Here is a 22,651-nt window from a genome sequence, read left to right as displayed (position 1 = left end):
GATTAACCGTTCTCCCGTCCCAGATAGGTGTCGTTGCGAGTATCAACCTTAATTTTTTCGCCGATCGATAAAAACAGGGGAACCATCACCTGAGCACCGGTTTCCAAGATGGCAGGTTTCGTCCCGCCGGTTGCCGTGTCTCCCTTCACACCGGGGTCGGTCTGAGCGATCTCCAACACAACCGAATTCGGCAATTCAACCTCTAATGGCTTGTCATTCCAGGTGACGACATTCACCTCCATACCCTCCTTGAGATATTTACGACTCTCTCCGATCTGTTTGGCGGTTAGGCGCGTCTCTTCATAGGAGGACATGTCCATGAAGACAAAATCTTCGCCTTCCATGTAGGTGTGTTGAAGCTTCGACTTCTCGAGCACAGCCTGGGGAAGCATCTCTCCAGCCCGAAAAGTTTTCTCCACCACACTGCCGCTTTGGACAGCCTTGAGCTTGGTCCGTACAAACGCAGATCCCTTGCCTGGCTTGACGTGCAGAAATTCGACAACGCGCCAGACAGCTCCGTCCAGCTCGATCGTGGTGCCGGTGCGAAAGTCGTTGCTGGAGATCATTCCCGCTGAACGGTTCAGTGGATCATACGGCTGTGCCAAAGTCCTGATAGCACCTGGGGTTCTCCTTGGCTCACCGCCGTCTGACCGCTCTGCTTCTTGCCTGGCTAGCCGCCTTTGGCCTCTGGCTTGCCAAACCGGTATGGGCAGATCTCCCTCAAGGCAATGCCGTACAGGATCCTGCGGCGATCCTGCGCGATTCGTTGCCGATGAATCAAGAGGATCTCCGCGAGCTTCAACATCGGCTGGAATCCACGAGTAACGATTTACGTGCGAAGCGCTGGAGTGCTTTGGGACGCACGGTGAGCCGCACGCAGAAACTGGTGGCCACCAGAGGCAACAGCATTCTTGAAGCCGTTCCTGCGGAGCAACGCAGTCAGGCTGAGTTGCTCCTCAATGAGGTGCGCGCTGACCTGGTCAAGCTTCAAGACGAAACAGATGCCAATGACAGAGATGGATTCATCCAGATCCGTCGCGACACTCTGAGCCGAGTCGGTGATCTCGAAGCCCTGCTGATCGACGATCGTCTTCCTGACATCCCCTCCGAATTCGATGCCCTACCAAGGCTTGCTGGGCGGGCAACCGTGGTGATCGAAACCACCCAGGGAAACCTCACAGCCGTTGTGGACGGCTACAACGCCCCTCTCACAGCAGGCGCTTTTATCGATCTCAGCCTGAAGGGCTTCTATGACGGTCTCCCTTTCAACCGCGCTGAAGATTTCTACATCCTTCAAACCGGAGACCCGGAAGGTCCAGACATCGGCTACGTCGACCCAAAAACCAAAGAGGAACGCCACGTTCCCCTAGAGATTCGCGTTCCAGGCGAAACCGACACCCTCTACAACGAAACCTTCGAGGACGTTGGTCTGTTTAAAGCAGCAGCCGTGCTTCCTTTTTCCACCCTCGGGACTCTGGGCTGGGCCCATTCCGACCAGGCCCTTGATGATGGGTCATCGCAATTCTTCCTGTTCCTTTACGAAGCAGAACTCACGCCTGCTGGCCTCAACCTCGTAGACGGGCGCAATGCCGCCTTTGGCTACGTGGTGGATGGCTTTGACGTTCTCGAAGAGCTGGGCGTTGACGATGGAATTAAACGCATCCAAGTGATCGAAGGCGCCGATCGCCTACAAGATCACGCCTGATGCTGCCGTGAGCATCACGCTGGCCGAACTCGGAGAAGCGGAGCTGCTGGACCGTCTAGCCGGCTTTGCTCCCCCCGGCCAGCTCAACGACGACACAGCCTTGCTTCCACCTGATTCCAGGGCTCTGCTCGTGAACACCGACGTCATGGTGGAAGGTGTTCATTTCAGCGATGCCACCACCGCCCCCGCCGATGTGGGTTGGCGTGCCGTTGTCGCCAACCTGTCTGATCTAGCGGCCAGCGGCTCCGAGCAGGTGGAGGGGATCACGGTGGGCTTGGTAGCCCCAGGAACCACATCCTGGTGGTGGGTCGAACAGGTGTATCAAGGCATCTCAGAAGCTCTCGAGCACTTTGGTGGAACTCTGCTGGGAGGTGACTGCAGCACCGGCAACCAACGACTGCTCTCCATCAGTGCCTTTGCACGGGTCGGACCGTTGCGACTGCATCGAGCAGAGGCCCAACCGGGTGATCTGCTGATGAGCAGCGGCCCCCATGGACTGAGCCGACTTGGCCTGGCACTCCTGCAAGACACACCGCTCCCCAGCGCACGCTCTCTTCCTCTCACGCTGAAAGAGCAAGCGATTCGATGCCACCAGCGCCCATGGCCAAGGTTTGACGCCCTTCAGACCCTCATCGCCTGCAAACCCGACCACCTTCCCTGGCGAGCCGGTGGGACCGATAGCAGCGATGGCCTGCTTGCTGCCGTGACCGGTCTCTGTCGAAGCAGTGGCTGCGGCGCTGTTCTGCGCAGAGAGGCTCTCCCACGCGCCGCTAGCTGGCCCTGTGACGGCCCATGGGATCGCTGGTGCCTCTGTGGAGGCGAAGATTTCGAACTCGTGCTGAGCCTGCCTCCTGAGTGGGCTGAATCCTGGACACAGCATCAGCCTGGAAGTTATTGCTTCGGAGCCATCACGACCGACGAAGGCAAGATCCTCTGGGCCGACGATGGTGCGCTGCTCCAGCCATCAGGGTTCTCCCATTACGGCTAATCAGGCGCATAAAAAACCCTCCCCTAAGGGAGGGCTGGAGATGAAGGCGATCTTGAAGCTGAGGGTTACTTCCAACCTTTGGCAACAACCTCAGCCAAGTCGACGACGCGCTGGCTGTAGCCCCACTCATTGTCATACCAAGCAAGAATTTTCACAGCTTTGTCACCCATGGCGTAGGTGAGATCAGCATCAAAGATTGTTGATTCGTTCGTGCCGGCGTAATCGGTGGAAACGAGGGGCAAGTCGCTGTACTTGATGATTCCCTTCATGCCATTTTCCGAGGCACTCTTCATCACTGCTTTGACATCTTCAACCGATGGGCCCTTGGAGGTTCCGAAGGTGAGGTCAACAGCGGACACGTTGGGAGTGGGAACGCGCATGGCGAAGCCGGTGAGCTTGCCCTTCACTTCGGGGTAAACCAGGGCAACAGCCTTGGCTGCGCCGGTTGTGGTTGGCACCATGTTCAGGGCAGCTGCACGGGCACGACGCAAGTCGCGGTGGCTGTTGTCCAGGATTCTCTGGTCACCGGTGTAGCTGTGAATAGTGGTCATCAAACCCCATTCCATGCCGAAGTTCTGATCCAGAACTTTGACGATGGGCGCCAAGCAGTTGGTGGTGCAACTGGCGTTGCTGAGGATGTCCCAATCTTCGTGGCGGTACTGATCGTCGTTGACTCCAACCACGAATGTGCCGACCCCAGCACCCTTACCAGGGGCGGTGAGAATCACCTTCTTGGCACCAGCCTGGATGTGCATGCTGGCCTTCTCATCGGTGTTAAACACACCGGTGGATTCGATCACCAGATCCACTCCCCATTCCTTCCAGGGGCAATTGAGGGGGTTGCGATCGGCGAAGAATTTGATTTCCTTGCCATTGATGAACATGGAGTCATCGGTGGTTTTGATGTCCACTGATGGATCCAGACGACCCAAAATCGAGTCGTAGGTGAGCAGGTGTGCGCTGGTCTTGGGATCAGACGTGGAGTTCATGCCCACGATTTCCAGACCAGTGTCAGCACCGCGACTGATCCAACCTCGCAGCACATTGCGACCAATTCGGCCGAATCCATTGATGGCAACGCGCAAGGTCATGGCAGAAATAAAGCGGTCTTACCGCGTAGGGGTTTTGGCCGCAGATCATACAGAATTTATTTGGAAAATCCTCCTATTGATCTGCCAAAAAATTCAAGCGAATGAGCTTCGGGCAGTTGGCCACAAGGAAAAGCTGGATTATCGTTTGTCCTCACGTTGACTCCCCTTGGCCGATTCGATCCAATCCCAGAAGCACATTCACTTCATTGGGATGGGCGGCATCGGCATGTCGGCCTTGGCCCTGATTCTTGCGGAACGTGGCCATTCCGTGAGCGGATCCGATCGCAAACTCACACCTGCCATGCAGGCGCTTGAGACGAAAGCACTCGCCCTCTTCGAAAGCCAGGTCTCCAACAATTTCACCCACCTCAGCGAGCGAGGCATTAACGCGCCCTTGGTGGTGGTCAGCACGGCCATTCCCAGCACCAATCCAGAGCTGATCGAAGCGCGACGCTTGGATTTAACGATTTGGCATCGCTCCGACCTTCTGGCCTGGTTGATCGAACAACAACCCGCGATCGCTGTTGCCGGTAGCCATGGAAAAACCACCACAAGCACTGTGGTGACCACGCTCCTTGCCACCGTTGGCGAAGATCCCACCGCCGTGATTGGTGGTGTCGTCCCCTGTTATGGCAGCAACGGCCACAGCGGAAACGGTCGTCTGCTGGTGGCTGAGGCAGACGAATCGGATGGATCCCTGGTGAAGTTCAAGGCCAGCCTCGGGATGATCACCAATCTCGAACTGGACCATACGGACCATTACCGCAATCTCGACGACCTGATCGAGACGATGAAAACCTTTGGCCGAAGCTGCAAACGCCTGCTGATCAATCAAGACGATCCGATTCTTCAAGAACACTTTCAAGCCGATGCCTGTTGGTCTGTTCACCACTGCGAAACCGCCGATTACGCCGCTTTGCCTGTGCAACTTGATGGGGATCGCACCATCGCCGACTATTACGAGCAAGGACAACGGATGGGTCGAATCACCCTTCCCCTGCCTGGTCTGCACAACCTGAGCAACGTGGTGGCGGCCTTAGCGGCCTGCCGCATGGAAGGTGTTCCCTTGGAGGCCCTTCTGTCGGCTGTGACAGAACTGCGTTCACCAGGTCGCCGCTTTGATTTCCGTGGGGAGTGGCAAAACCGACAAGTGGTGGATGACTATGCCCATCACCCCAGCGAAGTTCAGGCCACTCTGACCATGGCCCAACTGATGGTGCAAAGCGGCCGAAGCCCCCTACCACGCACACCCCAACGCCTTCTCGCTGTTTTCCAACCGCACCGCTACAGCCGGACTCAAGAGTTTCTCAACGCGTTTGCCCAGGCACTCTTATCCGCTGACGCCCTCGTTCTTGCGCCGATTTATGGCGCCGGTGAACAACCAATCGAGGGCATCGATAGTGAGCTTCTGGCACGCTCCATTCGGCTGATGGATCCCCATCAACCCGTCTTTGTGGCCAACACGATGGATGAGCTCACAGGACTGGTGATGCAGCACAGTCAGCCTGAAGACTTGATTTTGGCGATGGGCGCTGGTGATGTGAACAGTCTCTGGGACCGTCTGTCCCAGCAAGGAATTGGAGGAGAGGCGTCATGTTCACCGGCGATCGCAGCCTGAATGCCCTTCTCGAGTCTGGGGTTCTCCAACAACAGGTGTCCCTCGCGAACTACACCACTTGGCGGGTGGGAGGTCCAGCGCAATGGTTAGCCGAGCCCAACGATGCTGAACAATGTCTCGCGCTTCTCCAGTGGGCCCAAACGGAAGGGCTCACCACCCGAGTGATTGGAGCGGGATCAAACCTGCTGATTGCTGACGCTGGTCTTCCAGGCCTCACTCTGTGCTTACGCCGCCTGCAAGGCAGCCAACTAGATGCTGAAACAGGTCAGGTGAAGGCTCTAGCGGGTGAACCGCTTCCCACGCTTGCCAGGCGCGCGGCGAGACTCGGCTTGCACGGGCTGGAATGGGCCGTTGGCATCCCTGGAACCGTGGGAGGGGCCGCGGCCATGAACGCAGGAGCTCAGGGCGGCTCCACAGCCGACTCGCTGACCTACGTGGAGGTGATCGATCGATCGCTAACGGACGCGGTGAAGACCACCACGATGCTCAGCAACGCCGAGCTCGACTACGACTACCGCCACAGCCTTCTTCAAGGCAGCGAACACTTAGTGATTGCGGCGCAGTTCCAATTAGAGCCAGGCCACGACGCCAAGGAGTTAATGCGAAAGACCAGTGGCAACCTCAGTCATCGCACCACCACCCAGCCATACCAATGGCCAAGCTGCGGAAGTGTGTTCCGCAACCCAGAACCCGAAAAAGCTGGTCAGCTCATCGAAGGCTTAGGGCTCAAGGGGAAACGCATCGGAGGCGCCGAGGTCTCACCGGTGCATGCCAATTTCATCGTCAACGTTGGCGATGCCACGGCCGATGACATCCGCTCCCTGATCGACTTCGTGCAGAACGAAGTGGAGCGAATCCACGGAATCACTTTGCATCCTGAAGTGAAACGCCTGGGCTTTCAAACGACCGATTAGCCTTCGCGTCACTTCATTGGCGTCATGGCAGGGTTTGGACTTCCCAATTTCGGACAGCTCACCGAGGCCTTCCGAAAGGCTCAACAAATCCAGCAAGACGCGCAAAAACTGCAAGAAGAACTCGATGCCATGGAGATCGAGGGCAACAGTGAAGACGGTCGAGCCAGTATCTGGTTATCCGGCAATCAACAACCCTTGAGGGTGCGGCTGGATCCAACCCTGCTGAGCGAAGGACAGGAAGCCACAGAAGCCGCCACACTCGCGGCTTTGCAATCCGCCTATGAACGCTCCACCGGCACGATGAAAGAACGCATGGAAGAACTCACTGGCGGACTCAATCTCAACCTCCCCGGGATGGGCGGCTAAGACCCAGAAGTTCCTCTACGGCTCGCCTGTAGATCGGGTATCTCTCCCAATCGCGCGTGACTCCGCATCCAGGTTCATCACGATGCAAACAATCCCGAAAACGGCAGGGATGATGCTCGAGTTGCGCGCGTAATTCTGGAAACAACACCTCAAGATTTCTGGGGTCATCTGGCAACTCTGGCCGGTTGAAACCGGGTGTATCAGCAACGCGTGCCTCAGCGCCCAAGCGATGCAACTCCACATGCCGCGTGGTGTGACGTCCCCGCTGTAACCGTCCGGAAACGGCGCCGATCCGCAGCTCGAGATCAGGGATCAGGGCATTCAGCAAGGAGCTCTTGCCAACGCCTGAGGGCCCACAAAGCACAGAAAGAGGCGATCCAGCAAGACGTTCTTTCAAATTGGAGAGCCCAAGGCCGTTGCTCGTCGACACCAATAAAGGGGGATACCCCCAGGCATGCAGGCGCAGGGTCTCCAATGCCTCCGGCTCTAAGAGATCGGTTTTCGTGAGAACCAGCTGCACAACAAGGGACGTTCGCTCTGCTGTCAACAAAAAACGACTGGCCTGATCCGGATCAAACGCTGGTTGGTCCACGGCCAATGCCACGACCACCGTGGTGGCATTGGCGACAGGCGGGCGTGTCAGAAAACTGAAGCGAGGTTCCACATCAGCGACCACCGCACGGGCATGGCTCACATCAATGGCTTCTACCCTGACCCGATCTCCAACAAAGACCGCCTCCCCGCGATGACTCAAGCGCGTGCGCCGCGTGCAAAGCAGTCGTGAGGGAATCAACTCGGAAACCTGATCGAGCTCCACCTCCAAGTAGTTGGCCTGGAGCGCCACAACCATGCCGGACTGAGCCGGCTGATCAACCACCACCACACACCACCTGAAGACGCACCCAATCCTTGGCTTGGTCGATCACCTCCACCTGATGACCCTCCCGAGTGAGCCCCGGTATCACCATCTCCTCAGGCTCTCCCCGATCGAGATCAACCTGAAAATGCTGACCGGGGGCCATGGCCTCTAAGGCCAAACGACAACGAATGAAATTGATTGGACAGGGGGTGCCCCTTAGATCCAGATAATGATCGGAGGGGGCGTCACGCATCCGTCAGCGTTGCCCGAAGAGTCGGGCAAACAGACCGCTTTTATGGTGGTGATGCTGCTCACCACGGGCTGAATGGTGTCCAGCCAGATCTTCAAGAAGACCGCGTTCCTCATCGTTGAGACGGGTCGGCAAGGTCACCGTGACGGAGATGCGCTGATGACCACGGGCCACTGGATTGCCCAGCTTGGGAATGCCCTTGTTTTCAAGCGTTAAAACGGAATTGGGCTGGGTGCCGGCTGGAATCTCCAGCGATTCAGGTCCATCCACAGTTTCCACCTCAATGGTGTCGCCAAGGATCGCCTGCAGGTAACTCACCTTCACCTCTGACAGGACGGTGAGCCCGTCGCGCCTCAAGCTCGGATGGGACTTAACCGTGAGGAAAACATACAAATCTCCGGACGGTCCACCACGCAGACCGGCATTGCCCTCACCAGACACCCGCAATCGGGTGCCTGTATCGACACCAGCGGGAATGTTGATTCGTAATTTCTTACGGACTTGCGTGACCCCTTGACCACCACAGGAACTACAGGGATCAGCAATCACCTGTCCCGTGCCATTGCAACTGGGGCATTCAGCCACCTGCTCAAAATTCCCGAATGGCGTCCGCGTGGCGCGACGCACCTGCCCAACTCCGCCACAGGTGGTACAGGTGGTGGGACCACTCCCTGTTTTGGCGCCACTACCACTACAGGTGGTGCAAGTCTCGAGGTGGGGGATGCGAATCTCCCGCTCTTGACCGAACACAGCCTGATCAAAATCAATTGTGAGGTCGTAGCGGAGGTCATCTCCCTGTTGAGGCCCTCGCCTGCGCTGACGACCTGCGCCACTAGCAGCACCACCGAACCCACTGAAAAAGGTTTCGAAGATGTCTGCAAAGCCACCCATATCGCCCATATCGGGCATGCCACCGCCGCCACCGAGCCCGGCCTCACCGAACTGGTCATAGCGCCCGCGGGTTTGGGGATCGCTCAGCACCTCATAGGCGCGACCAATCTCCTTGAAGCGATCTTCAGCTCCTGCATCCTTATTGATGTCAGGGTGATATTGGCGAGCCATACGCCTGTAGGCGCGCTTCAGGGTGTCGGCGTCTGCATCCCTGCTCACGCCTAGGAGGTCGTAGTAATCGGCCATCAGCTCGTCATTCCGCTGCGCACACTAGGCACAAGTTTTGAATCATTCGCTCGCCTCCGGCGTCGAAGAACCGTCATCCCCTTGGGTTGGTGCACTATCACCGCCCTCAGTTCCAAGGGCTGCTGAATCTGACTGCTGAGGTCCAGGTCCCATCGACACCTTGACCAAAGCGTGTCTCAACACCTTGCCGCTGAGGTGATAACCACGCTGCAGTTCTTCAACCACCACGTCTTCTGGATGTTCGTCACTGGGTTCGCGCAGCACCGCTTCATGAAGGCTGGGGTCGAACTCTTGACCAACCACCCGCATCGGGGCCACACCCAATTGCTTGAGAACGTCAACGAGTTGCTTGTAGAGACCCTGATAGCTGCGGTGCAGCGATTGCGCTTCTTCTCCTTGGGGATCAAGTTGCTGACGAGCGCGTTCAAAGTTATCAACCACAGGCAGAATTTCACTCAGGGTGCTGCAGGTGATCTGCAACTTCAGATCGTCCTGATCCCGGCTCTGACGCTTGCGGAAATTGTCAAAGTCGGCCGCGATGCGCACGTACTGAGCACTCAGGGTTTCGTGTTCTTGGCGAAGGGTGCTGTGCTCGCGCTCCAGTTGCTCAAGCCGCGCCTCATTTTTCTGCTCAGAGGGAGCTCCCTCTGAAACAGCGTCGGGAGAAGCAGCGCCGGGGGTTTCCTCAACAGAGGGGGTGGGGTCCTGCTGGGCTTCGGGAACATCCGATGCCGATTCGTTAGCCGGGATGGAAGCGTCGCCGCTCATGCTGACCAGATGCGAAATCACGTCTAGACATGTTGAAGGGTCACACGGACCCACCACAAGCGCGGAAAGCCGAATCAGCATGAGCGCCGACTCCAACCGAATGCCCCTGCCGCCTGCTCTGCCGGCAAAGCTGATTTCAGAAGCAGAGCTCGCCTCTGGCGAAGCACTCCTCCAATCAGGGAAGGTTTTGGACCTGGAAACCTGGAAGCAACTTCAAGCGCTCCCCATCCATCTCAGCGACGACGGCCTGATGGTGGCCATCGCAAGCAGCAGCGACCGAGACCATCGAGAACAACTCAAGCAGGTTTTGAGAAGCCATGGCTATATCTCCAAGCTCGTCCTTGCCAATGCAGCGGATCTAAAGCGGGTTCTTGATCCACAAGCCTTCGAATCAGATTCCACTACAAACCAAACATCAATCAGCGAGACAGCAAAATCCCTTCTAGATGGATTTGATGTTGAAGGCATATTAACAAGCGATCCAAATGAAAGCGATATTCAGAACAATTCGGTTTCCCTAGTAGACATCACCCCATCAGGAAATGATCAATCTCCGATCGTCACACTGGTCGACCGTATTTTAATCAAAGCGTTAGACATGAATGCCAGCGATATTCATGTTGAACCCCAACAATCTGGATTGCAGATCAGACTAAGAAAGGATGGTGTGCTCAACAATTTGACGCAACCTATTTCATCCAAATTAATTCCAGCCATTACCTCTCGCTTCAAGATCATGGCCGATCTTGATATTGCTGAACGGAGGCAGGCCCAGGACGGTCGTATTCGACGGCAATACAAAGGACGAACCGTTGACTTCCGTGTGAATAGCTTGCCCAGCCGCTACGGAGAAAAAATTTGCCTGCGCTTACTCGATAGCCAATCCACTCAATTAGGGCTGGACAAACTTATCTCTAATCCCACCACACTCGAGCTAGTGCGAACCCTTGGCTCCAAACCATTCGGGATGATTCTTGTGACCGGTCCAACAGGATCTGGTAAATCCACAACTCTTTATTCCCTCTTAGCTGAGCGCAACCAACCAGGGATTAATATCTCTACCGTAGAAGACCCCATTGAATACACATTGCCTGGCATTACTCAATGTCAAGTGAATCGTGAGAAAGGATTTGACTTCAGCACAGCTCTTCGCGCCTTCATGCGCCAGGACCCAGACGTGCTGTTAGTGGGTGAGACCCGCGATCAGGAAACAGCAAAAACTGCCATCGAAGCGGCTCTTACAGGACACCTGGTTTTAACCACCCTGCACTGCAACGATGCCCCGAGCGCCATCGCCCGCCTCGACGAAATGGGTGTTGAACCGTTCATGGTGAGCGCATCCTTGCTTGGCATCGTCTCTCAACGCTTGCTGAGGCGCGTGTGCAGCGATTGCCGCATTCCCTACCACCCACAGTCCCAAGAATTAGGACGCTTCGGCCTAATGACGAGCCATGAAGGCGATGTCACCTTTTTCAAGGCGAAGCATCATGAAGGACCTGAACCACCCTGCCCCAGCTGTCAGGGCACGGGTTACAAGGGCCGTATCGGTGTGTACGAAGTGCTGCGGATGAATGAAGCCCTGGCGGCATCCGTTGCCAAAGGCGCTACCACTGATCTCGTCCGCCAGTTGGCCCTGGAATCAGGCATGAAAACCCTGCTCGGCTACAGCCTTGATCTCGTACGCGAAGGTCACACCACCCTGGAGGAGGTGGACCGGATGGTGCTGACGGATGCGGGCCTGGAATCGGAACAACGGGCCAGGGCCCTCACCACTGTTACTTGCCGTGGATGTGGTGGCGGACTTCAAGAAGGTTGGCTGGAATGCCTGTATTGCCTGACACCCCGTCAGTGAGAGCTCCGAGCATGGAACAAATGATCGAAGACCTGATGGAACAGCTGGTGAATGGAGGCGGAAGCGACCTCCACATCGCCAGCGGACAGCCGCCCTATGGACGGTTCAGTGGCGAACTGCGACCGATGCAGGAGGAACCACTCAGTGAAGAAGGCTGCAACCGCCTGATCTTCTCCATGCTCAACAACAGCCAACGCAAAACGCTGGAACAAACGTGGGAGCTGGATTGCGCGTATGGATTGAAAGGGGTCGCCCGCTTTCGCGTGAATGTGTACCGGCAGAAAGGCAGCTATGCCGCCTGCTTGCGTGCTCTTGGAAGCAAAATCCCCAGCGTTGAGTTGCTGAATCTGCCTCCAGTCGTGGTGGAAACAAGCAAACGCCCCCGTGGTCTTGTCTTGGTCACAGGTCCAACTGGCTCAGGCAAAACCACCACCCTCGCAGCGCTTCTTGATCACATCAACCACACGAGGGCTGAGCACATCCTCACCATCGAAGACCCGATCGAATTTGTGTACAACAGTGATCTGAGCTTGGTGCATCAACGCCAACTCAATGAAGACACGCGCAGTTTTGCCAATGCTCTGCGCGCTGCATTGCGCGAAGACCCAGACGTGATCTTGGTAGGTGAAATGCGCGATCTCGAAACGATTCAACTGGCGATCAGCGCTGCTGAAACCGGGCATTTGGTGTTTGGAACCCTGCACACCAGTTCTGCGGCACAGACCGTGGATCGGATGGTGGATGTGTTTCCACCTGGCCAGCAAACCCAAATCCGCGTGCAACTCTCAGGAAGCCTGGCTGCTGTGTTCTCTCAAACACTCTGCAAACGCCAAAATCCTGCCCCTGGGCAGTTCGGTCGCGTGATGGCTCAAGAAATCATGATCAACACACCAGCCATCGCCAATTTGATCCGTGAAGGCAAAACAGCCCAGTTGTATTCCCAAATTCAAACCGGCGGCGAACGCGGCATGCAAACCCTGGAGAGAGCCCTTGCCGATCTGATTGAACAGGGAGAGATCAGCCTTGATGAAGGTCACAGCAAAGCCAGCAAACCCTCGGAGCTGGAACGCCTGATGAACAACTAAATCGGTCTAAGGGCATGGCTTCTTTCACCGCTACATACACCTCATCCACAGGCCAACCGCGCACGGTCACGGTCAAAGCAAGTGATGCTGTATCAGCCCGTCGTCAGCTACGGCGGCGAGGAATTAAAGCGGAAGAACTGCGCCAAGATTCAGGCAGAGGAAAAGACAAAGCCAAGGGCGACTCCAAAACCGCAGCTGGGAGCTCATCAGCCAGTTGGCTATCGATGGATCTAGGCGAAGCGTTCCAGAAACCACCCGGGGTCAAAGAAAAGGCCATTTGGGCCAGCAAGCTGGCAGCACTCGTGGATGCAGGGGTGCCGATTGTGCGCAGCCTCGATCTCATGGCCACGCAGCAAAAGCTGCCCATGTTTAAAAAAGCTCTCACCAGCGTGGGACTTGAGGTGAATCAGGGCACGGCGATGGCAGCAGCGATGCGGCGATGGCCCAAGGTGTTTGATCAGCTCACCATCGCCATGGTGGAAGCAGGGGAAGCCGGTGGTGTTCTGGATGAATCTCTCAAACGCCTCGCCAAGCTGTTGGAAGACAACGCCAGACTCCAAAACCAAATCAAAGGGGCGTTGGGTTACCCCGTTGCGGTGTTAGTGATCGCCATTTTGGTGTTTTTAGGAATGACGATCTTTTTGATTCCTACCTTTGCCGGAATTTTTGAAGACCTAGGAGCCGAATTACCATTATTTACGCAATTGATGGTGGATTTAAGCGCCTTGCTTCGCTCCTCCGCCTCCCTTGTGTTTGCTGGCATTCTTATGCTCGGCGTATGGATGATCGCCCGTTATTACAACACCCATAAAGGGCGCAGAGTGCTCGACAAACTAATGCTCAAGCTGCCGTTGTTTGGTGATCTCATCATGAAAACAGCCACCGCTCAGTTTTGCAGAATCTTTAGCTCACTGACCCGCGCTGGTGTTCCAATCCTGATGTCAATGGAGATCTCCAGTGAAACCGCTGGAAACTCGATCATCTCTGACGCCATCCTCGATTCACGCACCCTGGTGCAAGAAGGTGTGTTGCTGAGCACGGCATTAACTCGCCAACAAGTCTTACCAGACATGGCCCTCAGCATGCTCTCCATTGGTGAAGAAACTGGTGAAATGGACCGAATGCTGAGCAAAGTGGCCGACTTTTATGAGGACGAAGTCTCCGCATCCGTAAAGGCACTCACATCGATGTTGGAACCAGCCATGATTGTTGTTGTTGGAGGAATTGTGGGGTCGATCCTGCTGGCGATGTACTTACCGATGTTTACGGTGTTTGATCAGATTCAGTAAGAAAAGAAGTTGCGATCGCCTCACCGGCCAACCAGCCGCCGCTCCAACAGGCCTGGAAATTAAAGCCTCCAGTGACCCCATCCACATCCAGTAATTCACCCGCTAAGTACAACCCAGCACAACGCCGACTTTCCATGGTCGCCAAGTTCACCTCGCCCAGATCCACGCCACCCGCGGTCACAAATTCTTCCCCAAACGGGCCGCGGCCCTGAATCGATAATCGCTGCGCGCAAAGCGTTTCCACCAACTGTCGTTCCACCTTCGCTGGAAGATCCGCCCAACGCTGTTCCGCGGCTACTCCCGCTTGGGTCAAAAAGGCAAGCCAAAGACGCCGTGGCAGATGCTCAAACGGCTTGGCAGCCACCACCGTGCGCCGCGCCTGCTCAAGGCGCGCCTGCTGCAACTTCTGCTGAACACGCTCACGACCCAACCCGCCGCTCCAATCCACCCGCAACTCGCCCTGGTAACGACTGGCATGGAGGGCCCGCGCTGCAAACGCGGTGAGCCGCAAGACCGCAGGCCCACTCACCCCCCGATGGGTGATCAGCACCCGGCCCGTCTGACGAAAGCGCTGCTCACCAACCTTTAAATCCAAGCTCACGTCATCCAAGGCAATCCCGCTGCATGCGGTTAAAGCAGGAGCCTGCAATCTCAAGCTGAACAGCGACGGCACCGGCGGAACAATCGTGTGACCTAAATCCTGAGCAAGACGTCGCCCACTGGGATGGCCCCCACTGGCCAGCAACACCCGCTTGGCGTGATGAAGGACAGAGCGTTGATCGGAAAGTTGAAACCCACCAGCCTTCGAGCAGCTGAGTTGACGCACGGCAGAACCGCAGTGAATCTTCACTCCTGCCGCTAATGCGGCCCGCCTCAAGCACTCCACCACCGCCTCGGAGCGATTCTGCTCAGGAAACATCCGTCCATCGGGCTCTTCCACAAGCGTGAGTCCATGCTCATCGAACCAAGCGATCGAATCTCCGCACGCAAACTGGCTAAAGGGACCCCGCAAGGGTTTGCTTCCCCGGGGGTAGTGACCCACCAACTCCATGGGATCCCAGCAAGCATGGGTGACGTTGCAACGACCGCCACCGCTGATGCGCACTTTTGTGAGCACCTCTGGGGTCGCCTCCAAGATCAGAACATCACGAACCCCCCGTTCTGCGGCGGTGATCGCTGCCATAAATCCGGCAGGCCCACCACCGATCACGATCAGGTCATGCCGTGGGCTGGAAACGCAGGGCGACTCCGTTGTTGCAGTAGCGCTTGCCCGTCGGTCGGGGACCGTCATTAAAAACATGGCCCTGATGCCCACCGCAGCGGCTGCAGTGATATTCAGTGCGAGGAAGAATTAATTTGAAATCTACTTTTGTATCCACACCACCCGGAAGGGGCTCCCAAAAACTCGGCCATCCGGTACCGCTATCAAACTTGGCGGTGGAAGCAAACAAGGGCAGGTCACAGCCGGCGCAGTGGTAGGTGCCTTCTCGTTTTTCGTTGTTAAAAGGACTGGTGAAGGGGCGTTCAGTGCCTTCCTGACGCAACACCTGATAAGCCTCAGGTGACAGACGCTTTTTCCATTCCCCATCGCTGAGATCCCATGCCGCCTCGCCAGCCTTGGAGGCAGCCAACACTTGATCCGGAGCTCTCAAAACACCCACCATCCCGGCGATCGAGGCAAAAAGCATCGAACGTCTGCTCAACAACCAAGGCTGGATCGAAGTCGTCATCTGCAGTGTGTTGAAATTTTGCCTTCTTTCTAAAGCGACAAGGGCAGGGAGCGAGGCAGCATGGAGGAATGGATTCCCCACTCAACCCCGATCGGGAACCCGCCTGGCGCTTCAGTGTGGCGCCCATGCTGGATTGCACGGATCGACATTTCCGCATGCTGATGCGCCAGATCAGCAAACAATGCCTGCTTTACAGCGAAATGGTGGTGGCGCAAGCTCTCCACCACAGCAAGCGCCGTGAACGGCTGCTGGACTTTGACGCCGAAGAACATCCCCTAGCGCTACAGGTGGGGGGCGACGATCCGGCCTTGCTGGCCGACGCCACACGGATGGCAGCCGATTGGGGGTACGACGAGATCAACCTCAATGTGGGCTGCCCGAGTCCAAGGGTGCAAGCCGGGAATTTTGGGGCTTGTTTGATGGCAGAACCGCAGACCGTGGCGCGTTGTGTGGAAGCGATGGTGGCGGCCTCATCCCTCCCCGTCACGGTGAAACATCGGGTGGGTATTGATGATCTCGACAGTGATGACCTGCTCAGACAGTTTGTTGACCAAGTGGCTGAAGCCGGAGCCTTGCGCTTTTCCGTGCATGCCCGCAAGGCATGGCTGGAAGGATTAGATCCCAAGCAAAACCGCACGATTCCTGCTCTTCAGCATGATCGCGTGATTGCTTTAAAGGAATCCAGACCCGATCTCACCATTGAATTGAATGGTGGCCTCGATACCCCTGAGGATTGCCTCAAGGCCTTAAAGCACTGCGATGGGGCGATGGTCGGGCGGGCCGCCTATGCCCACCCACTGCGCTGGCGCGACATCGACAGCTTGATCTACGGCGCAGCGCCACGCCAAGTGTTGGCCTCCGATGTCGTGCTTGGGCTGATTCCCCATGCCGAACGTCATCTTCAGCGAGGAGGAAGGCTTTGGGATCTATGCCGCCATCTCGTTCAGGTTGTGGAAGCAGTCCCGGGAGCCAGGCATTGGCGAAACAACCTCAGCACCAAAGCTCAAAAAGCTGGTGCTGGGATTGAAATCATTGAGGAAGCAGCTCAGCAGCTGCTTGATGCCGGGCACTGAGCAGGCCTAACAGCGAGGTCAGCCTTCGGCGCCGCCATATCCACTGTTGTCATCAGCTCCGCCACGGCGACGACGGGTACGGCCATCGTCGTAGGCACTGCCGCCAGCTGGAGGAGCTCCACTGCCGTAGCTGCGATCTTCCCAACCACTCGCACCAGAGCGACGCTCGCCGCCGCCACCGCCGTAGTTGCCACCGCCGCCACCGCCGTAGTTGCCGCCGCCGCCACCGTAGTTGCCACCGCCGCCACCGCCGCCGCCGTAGTTGCCGCCACCGCCACCGCCGCCAAAATCGCGACGGGGGGCACTGCCACGGGGCTCAGCTTTGTTGATGCGCAGGGGACGACCCATCAATTCAGCACCTTGAAGCGCCTCGATGGCAGATGCTTCGGCCGCTTCGTCGCTCATTTCGACAAAGGCAAAGCCGCGTTTGCGACCGGTGTCGCGCTCTAGAGGGAGGGCACAATTCGTGACCTCTCCATAGGTGGAAAACAATTCAATGATGTCTTCCTGCTCAGCGCGGAACGGAAGATTGCCGACAAAAATGCTCACTTATCTGATGGACCGAAGTTAAGAGGGGCCAATGGGATCAAAGGGCCAAAATTCATGGACCTAAAGAAGATCATTGAATCTCTGGCTCCTTAAGCGTAGTCCGATCTCAGCCGAATGATCACCAATCAAACAACCTAATTCGTAAGCCCAAATCGTTTGTTCCAAATCGCCAGCTGTTCGTTGACGCGGTCGAAACCTGTTCCCCCTTCGCTGGTTCGAGCTGCCACCACATTGCGAGGTGTTAACGCCTCAAACAAATCAGCCTCGATCGCAGGGTGAAACTGCTGCCAACGCTCCAGCGTCAGTTCGCGAAGCAGCACGCCTTCCTGAAGGCAATGTTTCACGACAGCACCAACCAATTGATAGGCCTCTCGAAAAGGAACCTGCTTCGCCACGAGATAGTCGGCCACATCCGTGGCATTGGAATAGTCCGCAGCAACAGCCGCCTCAAGGCGTTCGGTCCTGAAACTCAAGCCTTCCTGAAGCAAAATCGTCATCGCCTCAAGGCATTGCGATGTGGTCGCCACCACATCAAACAGCGCCTCTTTGTCCTCCTGAAAATCTTTGTTGTAGGCCAGTGGCAAGCCCTTAATCATCGTCAGCAGGCCTTGTAAGTGGCCGAACACCCGCCCGCATTTGCCCCGCACCAATTCAGGAACATCAGGGTTTTTTTTCTGCGGCATCAAGCTGCTGCCCGTTGCACAGCGATCGGTGAGCCGTACAAAGCCACATTCCTCTGACGCCCAAAAAATCACCTCCTCAGCAAGACGACTGAGATGCACCATCACCAGTGAGGCCGCGGCCGAAAATTCCACCGTGAAATCACGATCACTCACCGCATCCAAGCTGTTGGCATAGATGCCATCGAAGCCAAGGGCCGACGCGGTGCTCCTGCGATCGATCGGTACCGGAGTGCCCGCCAAAGCTGCGGCACCCAAAGGGGAGAGATTCAGCCGTTTGCGCAAGTCCGCCATCCGCTGCCGATCCCTCTCCACCATCTCCACGTAGGCAAGAAGATGGTGAGCGAGGCAAAGAGGCTGGGCACGCTGCAGATGCGTGTAGCCAGGAATCAGGGTGTTGCTGTGAAGGTTGGCCTGGTCAAGCAAGGCACGTTGAAAGCCAAGCAAATGCTGTTCAAGCTCATCCAAACGACGCCTGAGCCAAAGCCGCAAATCGGTCCCCACCTGGTCGTTACGACTCCGACCGGTGTGCAATTTCTTGCCAACCGGGCCAAGTAAAGCAATCAGACGTCGCTCAACAGCGAAGTGCACATCTTCATCGGCGAGCCCTGGCTGAAACTGTCCTGATGCCGCTTCCTGGCGGACTTGTTCAAGACCAGCCACAAGTTGATTAGCCTCCTCTTCCTGGATCACACCGCACTGAGCAAGCATGCGGGCATGGGCGATCGACCCATCCAGATCTTCCTGGAGGAGGGTGATATCAAAGCCAATCGACGCATTAAAACGTTCAATCGCCGGATGCAAGCCCTGCTCAAACCGGTCACTCCAGGTTGCGGAGTCTCCACCCGTCACCCCCCCTGCCATGTCACTCTCCTCTGCGCTTGTCCTCAGCTTGTCAGGCCAAAGACCGGGGGACAGAGGGCAGCATGATCTCCTCTTTGACCTTGAGCACCACCATCGAGGCATCGTCATCCAACTGACGGGTGGGTCCCACAAACCGATCGAGCCGAGTAAACAAGTGATCAAGAATCCCTTGGGATCCAGTTCCCGATCGACAGGCTTGCTCAAGTGAGCGCATCAAGCGCGCCTCATCAAAGCGATCACCTGTGATCCCAGGGGCTTCAGTGACTCCGTCTGTGTAATAAAGAAGAACGTCACCAGGCTCAAGCACGAGCGATTCACAGCCATATTCCGCCTCAGGCTGAAGGCCAATCAGGAGCCCGGGGGCATCCAATCGCATCAATTTCCGAGACTGGGCACGCCAAATCAACGGTGGGTTGTGGGCGGCGTTGGCGTAACGAAGTCGCCTCGTGCGTGGATCGAAATCGGAATAAAAGAGCGTGACGAAGCGATGGGACTGAGACAGGTCTTCCAGCGCTAATTGATTGAGGTCATAAAGGATGCGATCGGGCGGCAGACCACTCAAAACCTCTGCCCTCAGCATGCCGCGGAGCATGGTCATCAATAATCCCGCTGGCACCCCCTTACCCATCACATCCCCCATCACGAAAGCCCAACGGCCACGCTCCCTACGGCGGCCGATCAGTTCTGGCCGGGTCGGAATGAAATCGTAGTAATCACCGCCAACTTGAAAAGCCGGCCGGCAACGCGCCGCAAGATCCACGCCTTCGATCACAGGGCAGTGATCGGGCAACAGCTGAGCCTGGATATCCGCTCCGATGCTGAGCTGACGATCAACCCGTTCATGACGACGGGCCTCCTGAAGCATCAAATCATTTTCAATCGCAACCCCGGTGAGATCGGCCACCAATTGCACATGGCGGCGATAGACATCACTCCAAGCAAGGGGACTCGACGGGTTGAACACGTAAAGGCGTCCCCTCGGCCGACCACGAGCGATCAACGAAGTCGCAAAAAGTCCTGCACTACCAAGCTGTCGCTGGACCAAGCGATCCATCGCCCGCACAAGACCTTCGTCGGATCCAAAACCAACAACGTTGCCAGGCTCATGGGCAGCAAGCGCCCGCAACAAGCCCTCCCTGCGTGGACCAGGAAGCATCTGCAGCTGTTCACGCCAAAGACGTCCGTCAGCCTGAAAAGGAACCAGCAGGGAACCCTGAACCCCGACAAGCCGGGCAGCGACCACCGGCACCAACTCCAAAAAGCGGTTGAGGTTGCTGAAGCTGCGCAACGCAAAGCCAAGCGACACCAGCAGCTCCTGATTGGAACGCTGCTCCCGCGACATGCTCTCTAACAGCTGTCGTAGCGAGGCTGTAGCCGTCAACGATTGGTTGATTCCACGTTGAGGCGTTGCCGGATGTCGCCATGAAGGTGAAGGTGTGCTGCTCACGCCATCGCACCCAGCAGAAGGCGCAACGTAGCAAGTTCAGCCTGATCAGGCCGCAATGTGCAACGCATCAACGCGATGCCAAGAGAGCCTCCACAAATTCAAAACTATTGAAAGGACGAAGATCGCGAATCCCCTCACCAGCGCCAATAAAGCGAATCGGCAACTTTGCTTCTGAAGCAACAGCCAGCGCCACACCGCCTCTGGCTGTGCCATCAAGCTTGGTAATCACCACACCTGTGAGCCCAGCAGCACGGGCAAAGGCCATCGCCTGCTTCAAGCCGTTTTGGCCCTGACTGGCATCGAGCACCAACAACGATTCCACATGAGCTTCGGGGGCAAGACGATCCACCACACGACGGATCTTTTCCAGCTCCTCCATCAAGTTGTGCTTGGTCTGCAAACGCCCGGCCGTGTCCACCAGAACCAAATCAGTGCCCTTGGAACGGGCGGCACCGATCGCATCAAACACCACCGCTGCAGGATCCGCATTCGCTGAAGGATTGGCCACAACTGGCACATCACTGCGATCCCCCCAAACCTGAACTTGCTGAACAGCTGCGGCACGAAAGGTATCGGCCGCTGCGATTAAGGCGGAATACCCACTGCGAACAGCAAGATTGGCGAGCTTGCCGAGGGTGGTGGTTTTACCAACGCCATTCACACCCACCAAAAGCCACACATTCAGGCGATCCCTTTGAGGAGCGAGGAGGTCAACAGCACTGGCCTTGATCGGCTCATCAAGCAGGTCGCGGAGCTGTTCCTTCAGAAAACGAATGCCTTCGCTGGGATCAACGACCTGTTCGTTCATCCGCTGGCGAAGGGCATCCAGAACCTGATCCGTGGCTTGAACCCCCGCATCAGCCCTCAGCAAAAGGGATTCGAGGTCATCAACCACCTCTGGGGTCAACGGATCGTCGCCCAGGTTTTCCAGCAGACCGGTAACAAAGCCTTGGCGGGTTTTCTCCAGGCCTTGGCGCAATCGCCCTAACCAATCGATCTCCTCGAGGGTGACCTGCTCCGCGCTCCGCCCTTGGGCCGCTAAAACTTCAGCCGACCAGGTGAAGGCATCGTCAAAGTCTCCAAGACTTGGTTCATCCTCATCAATTGTGGGAGCGCCTTGTCCTTGTGCTGCCGCAGGAACGTCGGGAACGCGTTCAGGCTCAGCGGGTTGCTCTAGCTCTTGCTGACGCTGATCCCGCTGGGCAGCTGCCTGTTCAAGCAAAGACAGCGCCGGGGCAGGTGGCGTAGGAGTTGGGGCAGGAGACGCCGGTGCGGTCGGAGTAGGCCCGGGAACAACAGCAGACTCCACCACCGGGGCCTGTTGTGCCGGCTCGACCGTCTCAACCGGAGGCTCCTGGGGCTCAACCGAAGAAGTTTCGCTAGCAGGAGAGGCTTCTGAAGGAGCCACTTCAGAAGGAACGGCTTCTGGAGGAGCGACAACAGCTGTTGGCATCACCGCTGGAGGCTCCATCACTGGAGGAACCACCACGTTCTGTTCCGACGTCGAATCGATCTGGGCCGTCTTGGCGGCCTCAGCAGCCTCAGCTTTCTGAGCTTTTAAACGGGCATAGGCCTGGCGGGCCCATTCAAGAGAATCGTCTTCCGGCTCAGACGATTGGGGTTCAGCCGCCTGCACGTCTGCTGGTTGCGACGCAGAAGACTGATCGGGTTGAACCTCTGGATCCACTGGAGGGTCCACTGGGGTTTCAGGAGGAACGGATCCGCGATTAAACCAGTCGTAGACCATGATTTCAGGACAACACCAGTGAGGGGGCGTTCTGCAGACGACGCAGCACGCCATTGATCATCTTTCGGCCTTGCTCGTCACTGAAGCGATGGGCTAATTCCACAGCTTCGTTGCAAGCCACAGCCGCGGGAGTATTGAGTTCGGAAAGATCAATCACAGCCAAGCGCAAAATATCGCGATCAATGCGCGGTAGCCGGGTGAGGCGCCAGCCCTCCATCACACCATCGAGCAACTGATCAATGGCTTTGCGTTTTTTCAGCACGAGCGTCACGCGTTGCATGGCCTCGCGACGCACCTGGTCTTGATTGGATAGAGCCAACAAGCGGGGCAACTCAAGACTGGCTGAAAGACCATTCAGAACTTGTTCGGCCCCCGTAAGGGACGACTGCAACGACGCACGAACCGAACCCTGATCGGAGGAAGGGCCATCTTTTAGTTCACTTTCGAGCAAATGTTGCTGAGCTTTTTCCAAATCTCCAGCACAACAATCCAGGACTTCAGTCCAGTGCTGCATCAAGCTATCGAGGGCCTTTTGGAGCAAGGTGTCCAGGGAGAGATCAGGGGGATGATCCACCCTCTCAGGGCATTGACCGAGCACCAGCAGCGCTAGTTCACGGGACAGGGATCGGGACTGCATGG

The 22,651-nt window shown here is 56.9% G+C and carries 22 protein-coding genes; 9 read left to right on the top strand and 13 right to left on the bottom strand.

All coding sequences use genetic code 11. The features are described from left to right. Positions 1-2 precede the first annotated feature (2 nt). The gene (gene efp / locus SYN8016DRAFT_RS13540) at positions 3-566 is read right to left on the bottom strand and encodes an elongation factor P (RefSeq protein WP_006854987.1); all 564 of its coding nucleotides are present in this window, start codon (positions 564-566) and stop codon (positions 3-5) included. Positions 567-631: 65 nt separating this feature from the next. On the opposite strand from efp, the gene SYN8016DRAFT_RS13535 reads away from it, so the two are divergent. Further along, a complete protein-coding gene (locus tag SYN8016DRAFT_RS13535; protein ID WP_006854986.1) occupies positions 632-1,705 on the top strand; it encodes a peptidylprolyl isomerase in 1,074 nt (357 codons plus the stop codon). 7 nt (positions 1,706-1,712) lie between these two features. Beyond that, entirely contained in the window at positions 1,713-2,693 is a 981-nt protein-coding gene (thiL, locus tag SYN8016DRAFT_RS13530) for a thiamine-phosphate kinase (protein ID WP_006854985.1), read from the top strand. Between the two features lie 65 nt (positions 2,694-2,758). On the opposite strand, the gene gap is transcribed toward thiL, so the two are convergent. Further along, positions 2,759-3,784: a type I glyceraldehyde-3-phosphate dehydrogenase gene (gene gap, locus SYN8016DRAFT_RS13525; RefSeq protein WP_006854984.1), complete on the bottom strand. Its 1,026-nt coding sequence runs from the start codon at positions 3,782-3,784 to the stop codon at positions 2,759-2,761. Between the two features lie 166 nt (positions 3,785-3,950). Here gap and murC point away from each other — a divergent pair, with 166 nt between their 5' ends. Genes murC through SYN8016DRAFT_RS13510 form a run of 3 tightly spaced genes read left to right on the top strand, consistent with a single transcriptional unit; the run spans position 3,951 to position 6,682 of the window. After that, positions 3,951-5,402 (top strand): UDP-N-acetylmuramate--L-alanine ligase, encoded by a 1,452-nt coding sequence (gene murC, locus SYN8016DRAFT_RS13520; protein ID WP_038014958.1) that lies wholly within the window; start codon positions 3,951-3,953, stop codon positions 5,400-5,402. Beyond that, positions 5,378-6,316, top strand: a complete 939-nt coding sequence (murB, locus tag SYN8016DRAFT_RS13515; RefSeq protein WP_006854982.1) for a UDP-N-acetylmuramate dehydrogenase — start codon at positions 5,378-5,380, stop codon at positions 6,314-6,316. Before murC ends, murB begins: the two co-directional genes overlap by 25 nt. A gap of 24 nt (positions 6,317-6,340) precedes the next feature. After that, positions 6,341-6,682 (top strand): YbaB/EbfC family nucleoid-associated protein, encoded by a 342-nt coding sequence (locus SYN8016DRAFT_RS13510; RefSeq protein ID WP_006854981.1) that lies wholly within the window; start codon positions 6,341-6,343, stop codon positions 6,680-6,682. On the opposite strand, the gene rsgA is transcribed toward SYN8016DRAFT_RS13510, so the two are convergent. Genes rsgA through grpE form a run of 4 tightly spaced genes read right to left on the bottom strand, consistent with a single transcriptional unit; the run spans position 6,657 to position 9,696 of the window. Beyond that, positions 6,657-7,565 carry a ribosome small subunit-dependent GTPase A gene (gene rsgA, locus SYN8016DRAFT_RS13505; RefSeq protein WP_371212452.1) on the bottom strand — a complete coding sequence of 303 codons (909 nt, stop codon included), beginning with the start codon at positions 7,563-7,565 and terminating at the stop codon, positions 6,657-6,659. The two genes, SYN8016DRAFT_RS13510 and rsgA, sit on opposite strands and share 26 nt — an antisense overlap. After that, positions 7,552-7,794, bottom strand: coding sequence for a sulfurtransferase TusA family protein (locus tag SYN8016DRAFT_RS13500; RefSeq protein WP_006854979.1), 243 nt, complete (start codon positions 7,792-7,794; stop codon positions 7,552-7,554). The genes rsgA and SYN8016DRAFT_RS13500 overlap by 14 nt, the downstream gene beginning before the upstream one ends. A gap of 3 nt (positions 7,795-7,797) precedes the next feature. Next, on the bottom strand, positions 7,798-8,928 hold the full coding sequence (gene dnaJ / locus SYN8016DRAFT_RS13495) for a molecular chaperone DnaJ (RefSeq protein ID WP_006854978.1): 1,131 nt from the start codon (positions 8,926-8,928) through the stop codon (positions 7,798-7,800). Between the two features lie 42 nt (positions 8,929-8,970). Further along, positions 8,971-9,696 carry a nucleotide exchange factor GrpE gene (gene grpE, locus SYN8016DRAFT_RS13490; RefSeq protein ID WP_038014957.1) on the bottom strand — a complete coding sequence of 242 codons (726 nt, stop codon included), beginning with the start codon at positions 9,694-9,696 and terminating at the stop codon, positions 8,971-8,973. Here grpE and SYN8016DRAFT_RS13485 point away from each other — a divergent pair. The 3 genes from SYN8016DRAFT_RS13485 to SYN8016DRAFT_RS13475 are packed head-to-tail and all read left to right on the top strand — an operon-like array spanning position 9,695 to position 13,922. Continuing rightward, positions 9,695-11,548, top strand: a complete 1,854-nt coding sequence (locus SYN8016DRAFT_RS13485; RefSeq protein WP_038014984.1) for a GspE/PulE family protein — start codon at positions 9,695-9,697, stop codon at positions 11,546-11,548. The genes grpE and SYN8016DRAFT_RS13485 overlap by 2 nt on opposite strands. 11 nt (positions 11,549-11,559) lie before the next feature. Continuing rightward, positions 11,560-12,633, top strand: coding sequence for a type IV pilus twitching motility protein PilT (locus tag SYN8016DRAFT_RS13480; protein ID WP_006854975.1), 1,074 nt, complete (start codon positions 11,560-11,562; stop codon positions 12,631-12,633). 14 nt (positions 12,634-12,647) lie between these two features. Beyond that, complete coding sequence (locus SYN8016DRAFT_RS13475) at positions 12,648-13,922, top strand: type II secretion system F family protein (RefSeq protein WP_006854974.1); 1,275 nt, start codon at positions 12,648-12,650, stop codon at positions 13,920-13,922. Here the strand turns inward: SYN8016DRAFT_RS13475 and SYN8016DRAFT_RS13470 are convergent. Further along, positions 13,897-15,213, bottom strand: coding sequence for an NAD(P)/FAD-dependent oxidoreductase (locus SYN8016DRAFT_RS13470; RefSeq protein ID WP_050802761.1), 1,317 nt, complete (start codon positions 15,211-15,213; stop codon positions 13,897-13,899). The genes SYN8016DRAFT_RS13475 and SYN8016DRAFT_RS13470 overlap by 26 nt on opposite strands. After that, entirely contained in the window at positions 15,140-15,652 is a 513-nt protein-coding gene (msrB, locus tag SYN8016DRAFT_RS13465; protein WP_038014955.1) for a peptide-methionine (R)-S-oxide reductase MsrB, read from the bottom strand. The genes SYN8016DRAFT_RS13470 and msrB overlap by 74 nt, the downstream gene beginning before the upstream one ends. 68 nt (positions 15,653-15,720) lie before the next feature. Here msrB and dusA point away from each other — a divergent pair, with 68 nt between their 5' ends. Then, positions 15,721-16,725 (top strand): tRNA dihydrouridine(20/20a) synthase DusA, encoded by a 1,005-nt coding sequence (gene dusA / locus SYN8016DRAFT_RS13460; protein WP_006854971.1) that lies wholly within the window; start codon positions 15,721-15,723, stop codon positions 16,723-16,725. Between the two features lie 18 nt (positions 16,726-16,743). On the opposite strand, the gene SYN8016DRAFT_RS13455 is transcribed toward dusA, so the two are convergent. The 5 genes from SYN8016DRAFT_RS13455 to nusB form a co-directional block, all read right to left on the bottom strand. Next, positions 16,744-17,274, bottom strand: a complete 531-nt coding sequence (locus SYN8016DRAFT_RS13455; protein ID WP_006854970.1) for an RNA-binding protein — start codon at positions 17,272-17,274, stop codon at positions 16,744-16,746. Between the two features lie 134 nt (positions 17,275-17,408). Then, positions 17,409-18,818 (bottom strand): argininosuccinate lyase, encoded by a 1,410-nt coding sequence (gene argH, locus SYN8016DRAFT_RS13450; RefSeq protein ID WP_006854969.1) that lies wholly within the window; start codon positions 18,816-18,818, stop codon positions 17,409-17,411. 31 nt (positions 18,819-18,849) lie between these two features. Beyond that, entirely contained in the window at positions 18,850-20,160 is a 1,311-nt protein-coding gene (locus SYN8016DRAFT_RS13445) for a PP2C family protein-serine/threonine phosphatase (protein WP_006854968.1), read from the bottom strand. Positions 20,161-20,332: 172 nt separating this feature from the next. Beyond that, positions 20,333-22,012, bottom strand: a complete 1,680-nt coding sequence (gene ftsY, locus SYN8016DRAFT_RS13440; RefSeq protein WP_006854967.1) for a signal recognition particle-docking protein FtsY — start codon at positions 22,010-22,012, stop codon at positions 20,333-20,335. Positions 22,013-22,016: 4 nt separating this feature from the next. Then, entirely contained in the window at positions 22,017-22,649 is a 633-nt protein-coding gene (gene nusB, locus SYN8016DRAFT_RS13435; RefSeq protein WP_006854966.1) for a transcription antitermination factor NusB, read from the bottom strand. Positions 22,650-22,651 lie beyond the last annotated feature (2 nt).

This window comes from Synechococcus sp. WH 8016, from assembly GCF_000230675.1.
In the GTDB taxonomy this organism is placed as follows: Bacteria; Cyanobacteriota; Cyanobacteriia; order PCC-6307; family Cyanobiaceae; genus Synechococcus_C.
The sequence above is the reverse complement of the archived record's forward strand: the minus strand, read 5'-3'. Positions and strand labels throughout refer to the sequence as shown.

Coding starts and splice junctions, on each gene's coding strand:
- efp (WP_006854987.1), bottom strand. CDS start 566: ATGATCTCCAGCAACGACTTTCGCACCGGCACCACGATCGAGCTGGAC.
- gap (WP_006854984.1), bottom strand. CDS start 3,784: ATGACCTTGCGCGTTGCCATCAATGGATTCGGCCGAATTGGTCGCAAT.
- murB (WP_006854982.1), top strand. CDS start 5,378: ATGTTCACCGGCGATCGCAGCCTGAATGCCCTTCTCGAGTCTGGGGTT.
- SYN8016DRAFT_RS13510 (WP_006854981.1), top strand. CDS start 6,341: ATGGCAGGGTTTGGACTTCCCAATTTCGGACAGCTCACCGAGGCCTTC.
- SYN8016DRAFT_RS13500 (WP_006854979.1), bottom strand. CDS start 7,794: ATGCGTGACGCCCCCTCCGATCATTATCTGGATCTAAGGGGCACCCCC.
- dnaJ (WP_006854978.1), bottom strand. CDS start 8,928: ATGGCCGATTACTACGACCTCCTAGGCGTGAGCAGGGATGCAGACGCC.
- SYN8016DRAFT_RS13485 (WP_038014984.1), top strand. CDS start 9,695: ATGCTGACCAGATGCGAAATCACGTCTAGACATGTTGAAGGGTCACAC.
- grpE (WP_038014957.1), bottom strand. CDS start 9,696: ATGAGCGGCGACGCTTCCATCCCGGCTAACGAATCGGCATCGGATGTT.
- SYN8016DRAFT_RS13480 (WP_006854975.1), top strand. CDS start 11,560: ATGGAACAAATGATCGAAGACCTGATGGAACAGCTGGTGAATGGAGGC.
- SYN8016DRAFT_RS13475 (WP_006854974.1), top strand. CDS start 12,648: ATGGCTTCTTTCACCGCTACATACACCTCATCCACAGGCCAACCGCGC.
- SYN8016DRAFT_RS13470 (WP_050802761.1), bottom strand. CDS start 15,213: ATGACGGTCCCCGACCGACGGGCAAGCGCTACTGCAACAACGGAGTCG.
- msrB (WP_038014955.1), bottom strand. CDS start 15,652: ATGACGACTTCGATCCAGCCTTGGTTGTTGAGCAGACGTTCGATGCTT.
- dusA (WP_006854971.1), top strand. CDS start 15,721: ATGGATTCCCCACTCAACCCCGATCGGGAACCCGCCTGGCGCTTCAGT.
- argH (WP_006854969.1), bottom strand. CDS start 18,818: ATGGCAGGGGGGGTGACGGGTGGAGACTCCGCAACCTGGAGTGACCGG.
- SYN8016DRAFT_RS13445 (WP_006854968.1), bottom strand. CDS start 20,160: ATGTCGCGGGAGCAGCGTTCCAATCAGGAGCTGCTGGTGTCGCTTGGC.
- ftsY (WP_006854967.1), bottom strand. CDS start 22,012: ATGGTCTACGACTGGTTTAATCGCGGATCCGTTCCTCCTGAAACCCCA.
- nusB (WP_006854966.1), bottom strand. CDS start 22,649: ATGCAGTCCCGATCCCTGTCCCGTGAACTAGCGCTGCTGGTGCTCGGT.